This is a genomic window from Vibrio sp. CK2-1, from assembly GCF_021726515.1.
Lineage (GTDB): Bacteria > Pseudomonadota > Gammaproteobacteria > Enterobacterales > Vibrionaceae > Vibrio.
This window is the reverse complement of the sequence record NZ_JAKKCJ010000011.1, coordinates 1-14302: the sequence shown is the minus strand read 5'-3', so window position 1 is coordinate 14302 and position 14302 is coordinate 1. Positions and strand designations below refer to the sequence as shown.

General features: G+C 43.0%; 10 protein-coding genes, 1 tRNA gene and 2 rRNA genes. 7 read left to right on the top strand and 6 right to left on the bottom strand.

Features of this window, described 5'->3' with window-relative positions; genetic code table 11:
* The 3 genes from L3V25_RS16435 to L3V25_RS16425 form a co-directional block, all read left to right on the top strand.
* Window positions 1-78 (top strand): 23S ribosomal RNA (locus L3V25_RS16435); the annotation flags it as partial.
* Window positions 79-205: 127 nt separating this feature from the next.
* A 5S ribosomal RNA gene (gene rrf, locus L3V25_RS16430) occupies window positions 206-321 on the top strand.
* A 56-nt stretch (window positions 322-377) separates the two neighbouring features.
* Window positions 378-468: transfer RNA gene (locus tag L3V25_RS16425), tRNA-Ser, on the top strand.
* Between the two features lie 434 nt (window positions 469-902).
* On the opposite strand, the gene L3V25_RS16420 is transcribed toward L3V25_RS16425, so the two are convergent.
* Genes L3V25_RS16420 through hemC form a run of 4 tightly spaced genes read right to left on the bottom strand, consistent with a single transcriptional unit; the run spans window position 903 to window position 4867 of the window.
* Complete coding sequence (locus L3V25_RS16420) at window positions 903-2084, bottom strand: heme biosynthesis HemY N-terminal domain-containing protein (RefSeq protein WP_237296520.1); 1182 nt, start codon at window positions 2082-2084, stop codon at window positions 903-905.
* Complete coding sequence (locus L3V25_RS16415) at window positions 2084-3181, bottom strand: uroporphyrinogen-III C-methyltransferase (RefSeq protein WP_237296519.1); 1098 nt, start codon at window positions 3179-3181, stop codon at window positions 2084-2086. The genes L3V25_RS16420 and L3V25_RS16415 overlap by 1 nt, the downstream gene beginning before the upstream one ends.
* Entirely contained in the window at window positions 3171-3932 is a 762-nt protein-coding gene (locus L3V25_RS16410; protein ID WP_237296518.1) for a uroporphyrinogen-III synthase, read from the bottom strand. Before L3V25_RS16410 ends, L3V25_RS16415 begins: the two co-directional genes overlap by 11 nt.
* A complete protein-coding gene (gene hemC / locus L3V25_RS16405; protein ID WP_237296517.1) occupies window positions 3932-4867 on the bottom strand; it encodes a hydroxymethylbilane synthase in 936 nt (311 codons plus the stop codon). The genes L3V25_RS16410 and hemC overlap by 1 nt, the downstream gene beginning before the upstream one ends.
* Before the next feature lie 251 nt (window positions 4868-5118).
* On the opposite strand from hemC, the gene L3V25_RS16400 reads away from it, so the two are divergent.
* The gene (locus tag L3V25_RS16400) at window positions 5119-7659 is read left to right on the top strand and encodes a class I adenylate cyclase (RefSeq protein ID WP_237296516.1); all 2541 of its coding nucleotides are present in this window, start codon (window positions 5119-5121) and stop codon (window positions 7657-7659) included.
* Between the two features lie 82 nt (window positions 7660-7741).
* On the opposite strand, the gene fadA is transcribed toward L3V25_RS16400, so the two are convergent.
* Together fadA and fadB are read right to left on the bottom strand one after the other, a co-directional pair.
* Complete coding sequence (gene fadA / locus L3V25_RS16395) at window positions 7742-8911, bottom strand: acetyl-CoA C-acyltransferase FadA (protein WP_237296515.1); 1170 nt, start codon at window positions 8909-8911, stop codon at window positions 7742-7744.
* A gap of 24 nt (window positions 8912-8935) precedes the next feature.
* Window positions 8936-11101 (bottom strand): fatty acid oxidation complex subunit alpha FadB, encoded by a 2166-nt coding sequence (fadB, locus tag L3V25_RS16390; protein WP_237296514.1) that lies wholly within the window; start codon window positions 11099-11101, stop codon window positions 8936-8938.
* 217 nt (window positions 11102-11318) lie between these two features.
* Between fadB and L3V25_RS16385 the strand changes: the two genes are divergently transcribed.
* Genes L3V25_RS16385 through hemG form a run of 3 tightly spaced genes read left to right on the top strand, consistent with a single transcriptional unit; the run spans window position 11319 to window position 13967 of the window.
* The gene (locus L3V25_RS16385) at window positions 11319-11939 is read left to right on the top strand and encodes a YigZ family protein (protein WP_237296513.1); all 621 of its coding nucleotides are present in this window, start codon (window positions 11319-11321) and stop codon (window positions 11937-11939) included.
* Between the two features lie 45 nt (window positions 11940-11984).
* The gene (locus tag L3V25_RS16380; protein WP_237296512.1) at window positions 11985-13442 is read left to right on the top strand and encodes a TrkH family potassium uptake protein; all 1458 of its coding nucleotides are present in this window, start codon (window positions 11985-11987) and stop codon (window positions 13440-13442) included.
* A 6-nt stretch (window positions 13443-13448) separates the two neighbouring features.
* Window positions 13449-13967: a menaquinone-dependent protoporphyrinogen IX dehydrogenase gene (gene hemG / locus L3V25_RS16375; RefSeq protein WP_237296511.1), complete on the top strand. Its 519-nt coding sequence runs from the start codon at window positions 13449-13451 to the stop codon at window positions 13965-13967.
* The last annotated feature ends 335 nt before the right edge of the window (window positions 13968-14302 follow it).

Genomic DNA, 14302 nt, shown 5'->3' with positions numbered 1-14302 from the left:
CGACGTTGATAGGTTGGGTGTGTAAGCGCTGCGAGGCGTTGAGCTAACCAATACTAATTGCCCGTGAGGCTTAACCATACAACACCTAAAGGGTTTTGGTTGGACTGAATAGAAGAATACATATTGACACTTGAATGAGTGTGAGAACGAACAGCTTTCCGAATTAAGTTAAGGCATCCTACGGATGCATTAACAAAAGAATTTGCTTGGCGACCATAGCGCTTTGGACCCACCTGATTCCATGCCGAACTCAGAAGTGAAACGAAGTAGCGCCGATGGTAGTGTGGGGTTTCCCCATGTGAGAGTAGGACATTGCCAGGCTTTAAATTAAGACTGAAAAGTCGAACATTATTGGTTTACCATTAATGACAATTTGTGGAGGGATGGCTGAGTGGTCGAAAGCACCGGTCTTGAAAACCGGCAAGGGTTAATAGCTCTTCTAGGGTTCAAATCCCTATCCCTCCGCCACTATTAAAAAAGCCCGCTAGTTATCTAGCGGGCTTTTTGCTATCTGTGATTATAGAATTGAGCGGCGAAATGAAAGCCATCACTAGGTTGTATCTGGATGTATTCTAGTAATGGAACAGAAGCTTCACACTACCTTCTTATCCTCTTTCCCTTTATTATGAAAATCTCCTTAATCTTCCACTTAAAATGACAGTTGGTCGGTATTCTTATACCCGTCGACTTTATATTCAGTGTAATAAGTAAATGATCACCTGAGTTTGTAAGGATGGTCTTTGCTTCGGCTTATTTGGTTATTATACTTGCAGTTATTGAGCTTGGTATTAAAGCGTTGGTTTGGAGTATTGAAACGACTTCTTTGGGAGGAATATTCGGAGAATAAAAAAGCCAACACCGAATTAAAAGTGTTGGCTTTAGTGTGCTTAGGCTTGGGTGATTTAAGTTTTATCTATTAAAGATAATGCTTTACGAGATACCTCACCTGCAGCTTGTTTCATGTTTTGTTGCTCCAATGCATCTGCTAGATAAGAGTAGTCAGATATGCTGACTCTTTGCTGAAGAGCTGCTTCAAATGCGTGTTGTGCTTCCTGCCATCTTTGCTCTCGTAAATACAACTGACCTAATGTGCTATTTATTTCCGGGTTGTTAGGTTGTTTTTTCACAAGTCCTTCAAGCATCACTACTGCTGGGTGGGTATCGGGTAAATCAACTTGCGTGATTAACGGCAATAGTTTATTTGATGGAGTCTGCTTTATTGAATCACGTAAAATGATATAAGCTTCTGAGTCGCCATTATGTAAGATCAGTTGTTCAACCATTAGTTGGACTACGCTGTCGTCTTGCTTGAGCTTTTTAGGAAGATGAGCCCAATAAGACAATAGTCCTTCAACGCCTTGTTGAGAGCCGATTTCTTTCATTTTACCCAGTTGAGCTTGATAAAAAAGCTGATGATATTCTTCATCTGAAATCAGCTTACTTTTCTTTAAGCGCGGTAGTAATTCATCTAACGCTCCCCATAGCTCTAATCCAATATAAGTTTTCTTGAGTAGATTAAGTACTATGGTGTTATTTGGATAACGACCTTTTAAATGTTCAAGCTGACTATGAGCATCAGCATATTGTTGATTACGAACCATTTGACGAATCTTAGTCATTTCAACAGCGAGAGAATGCCCTTTTTGTTGCTCAGCTAAAGCTAGGTACTTTTCTCTTTTTGAGTCATCACCCATTCCTTGCGCCGCTTCTGATGCGATCAAGTAGCAAAGCAATGGCATATCATGATGGTTTGCCCAACGAGTGACTTTCTTTTCTGCTGCTTTCCAATCGCCTTCTAGTAGCTTAATGATACCTTCATTGGTATAGCGACGGGCTCGTTTTAGCTTGCGAATGCTAAACCAGTTCCAAGTGGCGCTGGTTGCTCGTAAGCTTCGTTTGATGATGAACTCTAGCAAAAATAGCGCGGCGAGTGCGGCAATCACAAAGATGACGAGTGTTGTCACGCTCATTTCAGTTGTGGTATTGGCAAACGAAATTAAAACGTAACCTTGCTGATCGGAGAACAAGGTTCCAGCGAAAAGCCCTAAACCTAAAACGATTAAGAGAAAAACAATACGAAACATTATTTATCTCCTTGTCCAACTGTTGAAACTGAGCGACGTAAACGTTCAGAGATCAGATCGGTTAGAGGTTGTTGAGCTTTAAGCTTGATTGGGTAATCGACAGTAATATCTTTTTCTTGTAGCTGGCTGATTTCTTTCTCAAACTCTTTTACTTTGATGGACTGTTGATTGAAAAATTTACTCGACCACTCTTGAGCAACATTGAGCGATGTTTGATAAATATCGTTATTTTCCGCGTACACTCCTTTAATTGCGGTTTCTAATTTCGCTTTTACATTTTCTTTTAAGTAGAAATGTTGAGTGGGAGATAGGAGTGGCGTGGTGTTACCTTCTCGGGTTCTAAAGGTAATAAAGTGGCCAGCAAAGTCTTTTAATGATGTCATTAAATTGGTTTGCCAATCATTAATATCCTCAGATACCACTTCTTGGTGATGCTTTTCTTCTTTAGGTAGCAAAGCATTTGCTAAAGGTAGTTGATCGACTTCTTTTTGTAGGCTGATTAGCTTGAGGATTAACCCTTCTTGATCGATAACCGGCAATGATTTTAACTGAGTAATATCATCGGTCATTGCTTCTCGTAAAGTAACCAGACTAGGGTCATTGAGCGCCGCAATTCTTTGGTCGGCTGAAATCATTAATTGGGTTGCAGACTCAACATCATGCTCTAAAAATAACTTACGCCCAGCCATTTTGACTAAATAGTCCGCCTCTGCGAGTAGCCAATCGTTAGGGCTGCGGCCTTTGATATCCGTGATGGCTAGCTGTAGACTTTTGATACTTTTGCCTTGTTGTTCGGCTTGAGTTTCAAGTTTGTGCTGCAACGTTGTCGCTTGCTTTTTAATGGTTGCTTGATTGGTTTCTAATTGTTGATTGAGATGGCTATTTAATTGATTAACTTGAGCTTTTAGTTGATTGATGGTTTGTTGGCTTTGGGTGTATTGATAGGCTTCGAAAGCGATCACTGAGCCCGTAAGTAATACCGCCAGGATAATGGCCGCGGTTGCGCGCTTTTGGCCTTTATTTTTGTTCGGCTTAACTTGAGTCGAAGCACTTACCTCAGCCGTGGTGTCATTGGTATTATTATGATTATCTGTCATGTTTCTGTCCTGTGGTAAATGTCTTACTGAGGCAATCCAATAAAACAGGGTTAGCAGCGCTTCCTGTATTGATTATATGTGAAAAACCGAGTTCTTTTGCTTGTTGTTGAATTCGTAAGCTAGGAACGTAAAGCTTCAATTGGATTACCCAAGGTAAATATTGCTTTGGTACTTGTGACATAAAAAATGCAAGTTGCTCACCACTGGTGATAACTAAGTGAGAAACGGCTTGCATTTTCCATTGCTTCCATTGGTTTACACCGTCTATTGGCAATGACTCTCTACGATATATTTCATTGTAATAAACCTCTGCGCCACGTTGTTGCAATGTTTGTTGTATTAACTCTCTACCGCCATTGCCTCGTAGTATCAAAATACGCTTGTTTTTCACTAACTTCAAAGCTGGTAAGTCCAGTAAGTGTTCGCTGTCACTTATTTGAGGGGAAATGACGAGTGACTGAGCATATCGTTGCAGGCATTCTGCCGTTTTATTGCCGATAGCAAAATAAAGTGGCGTGGTAGGAAATTTTTGTTGAGTGAGTTGAAGAGTGTATTGCGCCCAAAGCACAGCATACTGGCTAACGGCAATCACAATATCTGACCGAGAAAGATCATCGATTAGTGATGCGCAGTCTCGGCCCTGTGTCAGTTTGATTAGGGGGTGGTGAAGGCTGTTAATTTGCCGTTGTTGCAAACTTAAACATAGCGCCTCACCATCCTGCCCTGGACGAGTGACTAAAACCGTGCTCATTAATCGTGATCAGAGTAGAGTTTTTCTAGGATCTCTTTGGCTCCATCATTTAATAGTTGGTTTGCCAGTTGAATTCCTAGTTTTTCTGCGTCTTGTCTATGACCTTTGATCTCGCCACGTACGATTAAGCTACCATCTGGCTCTCCGACCAAGCCTCGAAGCCAAATTTGGTCACCATCTAGCAACGAGTAACTGCCGATAGGAACTTGGCAGCCACCTTGTAGTGTTAGGTTCATTGCTCGTTCACATAACACGCGATCAGTCGTATCTACATCGTTAAGTGGAGCAAGTAATTCGATTAAGCGATCATCATTGAGTCGACATTCAATACCAACCGCACCTTGGCCTACCGCAGGTAGTGACTCTTCCGGTTCAATAAAACTACGGATACGCTCTTCAAGGTTTAGACGCTTTAGGCCTGCAGCCGCTAGAACAATGGCATCGAATTCACCGGCGTCCAATTTACCTAAACGTGTACCTACATTACCGCGTAAATCTTTAATAATAAGATCTGGGCGACGTTCTTTTAGCTGGCACTGACGACGTAAACTGCATGTGCCGACTACTGAGCCTTGGGGTAGGTCATCAACGTTTTGATAGTGATTAGAAACAAAGGCATCGCGTGGATCGCCACGTTCACAAATCGTCACTAGACCTAAGCCTTCTGGGAAATCAACCGGTACATCTTTCATTGAATGAACCGCAAGGTCAGCTCGTCCTTCTAGCATGGCGACTTCTAGTTCTTTAACAAAAAGCCCTTTACCACCCACTTTTGCTAGCGGTGTATCTAAAATAATATCGCCTTTGGTCACCATGGTAACAAGCTCGACTTCTAGTCCTGGGTGCGCTTGTTGCAAGGCGTCTTTCACGAAATAAGCTTGCCAAAGAGCTAAAGGGCTTTTACGAGTAGCGATACGAATGGGTGTGGTTGACATAAAGTGACCTTTTATTTCTTAATATTTATCCCTAATCCTACCATTCATTGTATTAAAAACTTACTTTCGTAGCCGTTATTTTTGGGAAATGAGATAATAATTTGAATTGGCTGATACAGGACTAAAGTGGTATATGTCATCAGATTGTATAATGTTTACCCAGCGCCAAAAAAGTGTTAAATTGATCACGTTTTTAGCCCTGTATTGATTTAGGTGTCATCGTTTTATTTCTGTGTCGTTAGGATGTAATCTTGCAAGCATATACCACTATATTAATAGATAGATTAGATAAGCTGAACCAGCAAAGGGTTGAGCGAGCACTGTCTATTATGGATAAGCAAAGCCAGCAAGTTTTTCATCTTATTCCCGTTTTATTGCATTTTAATCACCCTGGCCTTCCTGGCTTTAGTTCAGAGCTTACCCCTTGTGGTGTGTGTGACTTCTCTCTCAGCCATTCTCAACTTCAAGCCCTGCAAGAATTTGACTTTGATGAAAACCTCGATTTATCCACCCTAGTTCAGCCTTCTTCGGATTCTGCCGATATTCTCGCTCTTTATACTATGGGCAGTACATCCTCTGTTGGGCAGAGCTCATCGAGTGATTTGGACATATGGGTGTGTATTTCACCGACTATGGGGCTGGATGAGCGAACTAAATTAATCAATAAATGCTTATTAGTGACTGAATGGGCACAAAGCCTAGGAGTGGAAGCGAACTTTTTCTTAATGGATGAGACTCGTTTTCGGACCAACCAGTCAGAAGAAATGACCGGTGATAACTGTGGCTCTTCTCAGCATTTATTATTACTCGATGAATTCTACCGTTCAGCCGTACGTATCGCTGGGCAGCGTTTGTTATGGCAAATCGTGCCTCCAGAGATGGAAGAGTGCTATGACGAATACGTACAAAAAATTTGTAGTAGTGGCCATATTGATTGCTCGCAGTGGATAGACTTTGGTCAACTGCATCATATTCCAGCAGAAGAGTACTTTGGCTCTAATTTATGGCAACTGTATAAAAGTATCGATTCGCCATATAAATCGGTTCTAAAAGCGATCTTGCTTGAGTCGTATTCATGGGAATACCCGCATCCTCAATTATTAAGTGTTGATACTAAGCGTCGTTTTTTTGCCCATGAGCAGAAAGAATACGGTATGGATAGCTATTATCTGATGCTGGAAAAAGTGACTCAGTACCTAGAAAGAATTGGTGATAAGCGCCGTTTAGAATTGGTAAGACGTTGTTTTTATCTTAAAACTCACGAAAAACTATCCCGTGAACCGGGAGTGAATTTTGTTGCTTGGCGTCATTCAGCTTTACAAGATCTTGTTGCGAAGTGGGGTTGGAGTAATGAGTTAATCGAGGAGCTTGATAACCGTCGCCATTGGAAAGTTGAACAAGTGAAAAAAGTGCATCATGAATTGCTTGATGCATTAATGTTGAGCTACCGCAATCTGATTCAATTTGCTCGTCGCCATGACATCACGTCTGCGATCAGCCCACAAGACATTAGCATCTTAGCAAGAAAACTTTACGCCGCTTTTGAAACTCTGCCGGGTAAAGTGACGCTACTCAATACTCAAATTTCTCCCGATCTACATGAACCCAATTTAACTTTTATTCAGGTTCCTGAAGAGCGAGTAAACAAAGCCGGTTGGTATTTGTATAAACAATCACTCGATCCTTATCAAATTTTAGGGAGAGCGCCGCTAGAGCATAACCAATATTTAAGTAAATTGGTGGCTTGGGCATTCTTCAATGGCTTAATTACCGAAGGTACTCACCTTGAAGCGGTTGTTCGCCACGCAGATATTGATATCGATAAGCTCTATCAAATGGTTAGTGACTTGCGTAATACTTTTTCATTGCGTAAGCGCCAACCAACCATGCAAGCTTTAGCTAGCCCTTGTGAAGTGAGTCAGTTATCGATTTTTATCAATTTAGAAAGCGATCCTACGGCTAAGTTAAAGCCGAATCAGCTTAAGAATGAATTAAAAAATCATGTCGATGTATTTAGTTTTTCTGCGGAGCAGCAATGCTTAGTTTCTAGTGTTGATTTGGTTTATCGTAACTCTTGGCATGAAGTCCGTACTCTGCATTTCTCCGGTGAAACTGCGATTATTGATGCGTTAAAAACCATTCTAGGCAAAATGCACCAAGATGCACTGCCGCCGGAATCGGTTGATGTTTTTTGTTATAGTGAAAACCTGCGCGGCGTTATGCGTAATATGGTGTATCAACTGCTGGCGGAATGTATCGAGTTACGTTTAAAACCGGTCGAAAATGAAAAACGCCGCCGCTTTAAAGTATTGAAAGTGGCAGATCAAATGTACGGTTTGTTCTTTGAACGTCGCGGTGTATCGGTGATGAAGCTAGAAAACTCGATTGATTTCTATAGCAGTATTTCGACTAATAAGCTGCAAGGTTCGCCATTACTTAAAGTGGGTAAAAGTCAGGAATTGCCACCACCAGATGTGGTTGATGCCTACGCCAGTGAAGGATTAATTCAGTTTTTCTTTGAAGGCGATGATGACGGTTTTAATATCTATGTATTAGATGAAAGTAACCGGGTTGAAGTGTATCGACAGTTTGATGGTAACCGTGATGATATGGTGAGAACGGTCAATCGTTTTTATACCAATAATACCCAAGGGCTTGAATCGGAATCGAAGTGTAATTTCAACTTACCTCAGTATTATCAGATTATTCACCCTGATAGTGGTGATAGCTATGTGGTGCCATATCGTAGTACGACAACCAATTGCTCTAGCAGCGAAATGCATGTGAAATAGTGTTTCGCTCTAAAATGTATAGAAAAGATAAGGGCCACTCGACTTGAGTGGCCCTTGTTGTTTTCGTTGATACTAAGATGATCTAGTTATCGACGCGTTCGAAGACGGTGGCAATACCTTGGCCAAGCCCGATACACATGGTGGCAAGACCAAATTGAACATCCTTGGCTTCCATCAAGTTAATTAAGGTAGTTGAAATACGAGAGCCTGAGCAACCGAGTGGGTGACCCAGTGCAATCGCGCCACCATTTAAGTTTACTTTTTCTTCCATCACATCCAATAAGCCAAGATCTTTAGCGCATGGTAGTGCTTGCGCGGCAAACGCTTCATTGAGCTCGATCATACCCATATCTTCAATCGATAAACCGGCACGCTTCAAAGCTTTTTGTGTCGCTGGAACCGGGCCATAACCCATGGTCGAAGGATCGCAACCCGCTACCGCCATTGAGCGAATGCGTGCGCGGATCGGTAAACCTAGCTCTTTCGCTTTACTTTCGCTCATCACTAGCATGGCTGACGCACCATCCGATAGTGCAGAAGACGTGCCCGCCGTGACTGTTCCATTGGCAGGATCAAACACAGGGCGCAGTTGAGATAGTGTTTCGACGGTAGTTTCTGGGCGAATCACTTCATCATAGTCGTATAGCTTTAACGTTCCATCTTCCGTATGACCTTCAGTTGGCAGGATTTCATTTTTAAAACGACCCTCTAACGTTGCAGCGTGTGCACGACGGTGAGAGCGAGCGGCAAATTCATCTTGCGCTTCACGGCTAATACCATGAACTTTACCTAGCATTTCAGCGGTTAACCCCATCATACCGGCAGCTTTGGCGACATTTTTTGCCAAGCCTGGGTGGAAATCCACGCCATGGTTCATCGGCACGTGGCCCATGTGTTCAACACCACCAATTAAGCAAATATCGGCATCACCGACCATGATGGCACGTGAAGCATCGTGTAGTGCTTGCATTGACGAGCCACATAGGCGGTTGACTGTTACCGCACCGACATTTTTAGGTACGCCAGCAAGTAACGCTGCATTACGTGCAATGTTAAAGCCTTGCTCTAAAGTTTGTTGCACACAACCCCAATAGACATCTTCAATTTGAGTAGGATCTACCTGAGGGTTACGTTTTAAGATCCCTTTCATCAGGTGAGCCGATAGATCTTCAGCACGGACATGACGGAATGCACCGGCTTTTGAACGACCCATAGGAGTACGAATACAATCGACAATAACTACATTATTCATTTTGATTTTCCTTATCCAAAGTCGTTAAACAGCAGCGGTTTGACTAGCGTAAAAAGTATCGCCTTTTTCTGCCATATCCAATAGTAGTTGCGGTACACGATACATTGGGCTTAAGTCAGAATATTGAGACGCTGCTTGGATATAATTTTGTAGTCCAACACTATCTAGATAGCGGAATACCCCACCACGGAATGGAGGGAAGCCTAAACCATAGATCAGTGCCATATCCGCTTCTTGTGGTGAGGCGATAATGCCTTCTTCAAGACAGAGTACGACTTCATTGATCATTGGAATCATAGTTCGGTTGATGATCTCTTCATCTGAAAAGTCTTTCTTAGTCGCTGTGATGCCTTCAAATAGCGCTAGGACATCTTTCTCAAAGGTTTTCTTCGGCTTGCCTTTGCGGTCAACGCTATAAGTATAAAAACCACTACCATTTTTCTGGCCATATTTATCGGCTTCAAATAGTGCATCAATCGCATCTCGGCCTTCTTTACCCATGCGCTCAGGGAAACCTTCTGCCATCACCGATTGTGCATGGTGTGCCGTATCGATACCCACGACATCAAGCAAATAAGCAGGGCCCATTGGCCAACCGAATTTACGCTCCATCACTTTATCGATTTGTGTGAAACCCGCGCCATCACGCATTAACAGACTAAAGCCACCAAAGTAAGGGAATAGAACACGGTTAACGAAGAACCCTGGGCAGTCATTAACTACAATCGGTGATTTACCCATTTGCGCAGCATAGGCGACGACTTTATTGATAGTGTCTTCAGACGTGTGCTCACCACGAATAATTTCAACCAACGGCATGCGATGTACTGGGTTAAAGAAGTGCATACCACAGAAGTTTTCTGGGCGTTTTACTGCTTTCGCAAGCTGGTTGATGGGAATGGTTGAGGTATTAGAGGCAATGATGGCGTCTTCTTTCGCGTGTTGCTCTACTTCCGCTAATACCGCCGCTTTTACTTTTGGATTTTCAACTACGGCTTCTACTACGATATCGGCTTGTTCAATACCCGCGTAGTGTAGGCTGGGCGTAATCGAACCGAGAATCTTTGATAGTTTGAAGCCATCAATTTTTCCACGTTCCAATTGTTTGTTGAGTAATTTGGAAGCCTCGGTCATACCTAAATCAAGAGAAGCTTGCGCGATATCTTTCATTAATACTGGCACGCCTTTCGATGCGGACTGGTAAGCAATGCCGCCCCCCATGATGCCAGCACCAAGTACCGCAGCACGTTCCGTCTTCTGTGAGTTTTTGCCTGCTTTTTTAGCGATGCCTTTGATGTATTGATCGTTAAGGAATAATCCAATCAGAGATTGAGCCACTTCCGTTTTCGCCATTTTGACGAAGTATTTACGTTCAATATCTAAAGCCTCATCACGGCTTAACGTTGATGCTTCCTCTATCGCTTTCACTGAAGCAATCGGCGCTGGATAGTGTGGGCCCGCTTTGGCTGAAATCATGCCTTTGGCCATGGTAAAGCTCATCAAGGCTTCTATTTTACTTAAAGATAGCGCGGAGGTTTTTTGTTGACGACGCGCTTGCCAGTCAATTTTTCCGTCGATAGCTTGCTTTAATGTTGTGATAGCAGAGGCTTCTAGTTGCTCGCTATCTACAATCGCATCGAGAAGACCAAGCTTGATTGCTTCATTGGCTTTTTGTTGTTTCGCGGTGGCGATCATTTCCATGGCATTATCTGCCCCGATAACGCGAGGTAGACGAACCGTACCGCCGAACCCCGGGATGATGCCAAGCTTGGTTTCTGGTAGGCCGATAACCGCAGTGTTATCACCAATGCGTAAGTCAGAAGAAAGAATCAGTTCACAACCACCGCCCAGCGCAAAGCCGCGAATAACCGATAGGGTCGGGAATGGTAGGTCTTCTAGCTTGCAGAAAATATCATTGGCGTATTTGACCCAGTGATCGAGTTCTTCTGCGGGTTTAGCGAATAGGCCGAGGAATTCTTTTATATCTGCACCTACAATGAAGGCGTTTTTATCTGAGCTCAGAATTAATCCGGTGATGCCCGGTTGCGCTTTGATGGCGTCAATCGCTTCATCTAGGGCGGTGAGTGTTTTTGAGTTGAGAGTGTTGACGGACCCTTCAGCACTGAAAGTCAGCTGAGCGATACCATCTTGTAATTCTTTTACGTGTAGGGACGTATGTTGGTAAATCATTGTCTATCTCCATGACGAACAAACGGTATTGTTGTAGAGCAACTTATTATCGTTTTTCTCTGGTTTGACCAGGTTGTTACAGTCTTGATCGTGTAATTGTTAACTTCAATAACAATTCAAACAATTGTTTGAAATTTGTGCGCAAGGTCATTTTGTGGACCATCAACCGTTAAATGACGTGTTAAACTGAGGCACTTTATTTTTGAGGTCGTGTGTTATGAATGAGCAGCCATATTTAATCCCTATTGATAGGGTGATATTTGAAGAGGAAATTAAGAAGAGCCTTTTCATTACTCATATTGCGCACACTCCGACTATAGAAAGCGCGAAAGCCTTTGTTGATGAGATAAAAACGCAGCATGCTTCTGCTCGGCATAATTGCTGGGGCTTTGTCGCCGGTAGGCCAGAAGATTCGTTACTGTGGGGGTTTAGTGATGATGGTGAACCTTCCGGAACGGCGGGGAAACCGATATTAGCTCAATTATCTGGCTCTGGAATTGGTGAGATGGCGGCGGTTGTCACCCGTTATTCTGGTGGAATTAAGCTGGGTACTGGCGGATTAGTGAAAGCTTATGGCGGTGGTGTGCAGCAAGCTCTCAAGCAAGTTCAAACTATTGAGAAAAAGATCACCACCCAATTGCAGCTGGGGTTAGACTACTCTTTAATGCCCTTGGTGCAATCTATCATGGTTCAATATCAAGCGGTTCAACTTGATGGAAATTTTGGGCAACGCATTGACTTACTGGTTGAGATCGATATAAGAGAGGCGGACGTGTTTACACAGACTCTCGTCAATAAAACTGGCGCTAAGGTTGAGATTAAACCGAAACACATGTGATCCCCATTTTAAAAGGACTTTGGAAGCTTAGCTTCTCTACTCTATATGCAATTTCGTTCAATTATTCGAATCGTCGGTTTACTACTGGCACTATTTAGCCTAACGATGTTGGCACCTGCGCTGGTGGCTTTATTCTATCGCGATGGGGCCGGTGTGCCTTTTGTGACTACCTTTTTTGTGTTGTTCTTCTGTGGTGGCTTATGCTGGTTTCCCAACCGTTATAAAAAATCAGAGTTAAAAGCCCGAGATGGTTTCTTAATCGTGGTTTTATTCTGGGTGGTGATCGGTAGTGCAGGGGCGCTGCCATTTTGGTTGTCTCATGATCCTAATATTTCAGTGACCGATTCTTTTTTTGAGTCTTTTTCTGCATTAACGACCACCGGGGCAACGACGATTGTTGGCCTGGATGCTTTACCTAAAGCGATACTATTCTACCGACAGTTTTTACAGTGGTTTGGTGGCATGGGGATCATTGTTCTCGCGGTGGCGATTTTGCCAATCCTTGGCATTGGTGGCATGCAGTTATACCGAGCGGAAATCCCTGGGCCGGTAAAAGATAATAAAATGACACCGCGAATTGCCGAAACGGCGAAAGTGCTTTGGTATATTTACTTAAGCCTTACCATTGCGTGTGCTGGGGCATTTTGGTTGGCGGGTATGAGCTTATTTGATGCGATTTGCCATAGTTTTTCGACAATTGCCATTGGTGGTTTTTCTACCCATGATGCCAGTATGGGGTACTTTAATAGCCCAGTGATTAATATGATCACGGTAGTCTTTCTACTCATTTCAGCGTGTAACTTCTCACTGCACTTTGCGGCTTTTGCTTCGGGAGGCGTACACCCTAAATATTACTGGCGAGATCCTGAGTTTCGCGCCTTTATCACGATCCAAATTTTGTTGTTCTTATTATGTTTTGTCATTTTGCTTCTACACAGTAATGACTTAACGACATTTGAAACCTTTGATCAGGTGCTATTCCAGACGGTATCTATCTCTACGACTGCGGGCTTTACTACGACAGGTTTTTCACAATGGCCGCTGTTTCTTCCTGTGCTATTGCTGTTTTCTTCTTTTATAGGTGGTTGTGCCGGTTCTACGGGGGGGGGCCTCAAAGTGATTCGAGTGTTGTTACTCACACTGCAAGGAGGACGTGAACTAAAACGTCTTGTCCATCCTAAAGCAGTCTTCCCTATTAAAGTCGGCGGTAAAGCGTTGCCGCAACGGGTGGTTGATGCGGTATGGGGATTTTTCTCCGCGTATGCATTAGTGTTTGTATTGTGTATGTTGGGGCTCATCGCTTCAGGCATGGATGAATTAAGTGCCTTCTCCGCTGTGGCTGCAACGCTTAATAACTTAGGGCCAGGGCTCGGTGAGGTATCTGTACATTTTGCTAATGTTAATGATGCCGCTAAGTGGGTGCTTATTGTTTCAATGTTATTTGGTCGACTAGAGGTGTTCACACTTCTTATCTTATTTACACCGACATTTTGGAAAAGTTAGGTTTTCGTGAAAAGTACTATTATTTTGTATTCAACCCGAGAAGGGCAAACCCATAAAATTGCACAGTTTATGGCAGAACAGATTGGCAACGATAGCTGTGAATTGGTTGATTTGCACCAAGCTGATGATTTAGATCTGAGCTTATATCGCAACATCATTATTGGCGCATCTATTCGTTATGGTCACTTTAATAAGAAGCTGTACCAATTTATCGAGCAGCATAAAGTGCATTTAACCTCAGCGGGTGCGTCTTTCTATAGTGTTAACTTAACCGCTCGCAAACCGGGTAAGGATACGCCAGAGGGTAGTGTCTATATCCAGAAGTTTTTAAAGCGCTCACCTTGGCAACCTAAACATATTGGTGTGTTCGCTGGTGGACTGTATTACCCACGATACTCATGGTTCGATCGAGTGATGATTCGTTTTATTATGTCTATGACAGATGGTGAGACGGATACAAGCAAAGAAGTTGAGTATACCGACTGGGAAAAAGTTGCTCTATTTGCCAAAAAGGTTACTGAATAGCAGACAAAATAGACAGAAAACATGTCTTTCGGTGCTTTTTTCTTCGAAATGGAAAAAAATCAAAGAAAAGTGAAAAAAGCCCTTGCCAATGTGAGCCAGGTCTCTATAATGCGCCCTCACTGACACGGAGCACACAGCCTAGCTGCAGCAACGAGTCAGAGGTCAAAACCTTCTCAAAAAGGTTTGCGAAAAAAGTTTTAAAAAAGTATTTGACACGAGCTTTTAAATCGCTAAAATGGCCGCCCTGTTCAACGAGACGCGCTAAGCGCTTTCAATAAGAACAACGCTCTTTAACAATTTAAACCTATCAATCTGTGTGGGCACTCGTTGATGAT

Excerpts from the sequence above, each read along its gene's own strand:
- L3V25_RS16385 (WP_237296513.1), top strand. The coding sequence starts at position 11,319 with ATGAATGAGCAGCCATATTTAATCCCTATTGATAGGGTGATATTTGAA.
- L3V25_RS16380 (WP_237296512.1), top strand. The coding sequence starts at position 11,985 with ATGCAATTTCGTTCAATTATTCGAATCGTCGGTTTACTACTGGCACTA.
- L3V25_RS16410 (WP_237296518.1), bottom strand. The coding sequence starts at position 3,932 with ATGAGCACGGTTTTAGTCACTCGTCCAGGGCAGGATGGTGAGGCGCTA.
- L3V25_RS16415 (WP_237296519.1), bottom strand. The coding sequence starts at position 3,181 with ATGACAGATAATCATAATAATACCAATGACACCACGGCTGAGGTAAGT.
- fadA (WP_237296515.1), bottom strand. The coding sequence starts at position 8,911 with ATGAATAATGTAGTTATTGTCGATTGTATTCGTACTCCTATGGGTCGT.
- fadB (WP_237296514.1), bottom strand. The coding sequence starts at position 11,101 with ATGATTTACCAACATACGTCCCTACACGTAAAAGAATTACAAGATGGT.
- L3V25_RS16420 (WP_237296520.1), bottom strand. The coding sequence starts at position 2,084 with ATGTTTCGTATTGTTTTTCTCTTAATCGTTTTAGGTTTAGGGCTTTTC.
- hemC (WP_237296517.1), bottom strand. The coding sequence starts at position 4,867 with ATGTCAACCACACCCATTCGTATCGCTACTCGTAAAAGCCCTTTAGCT.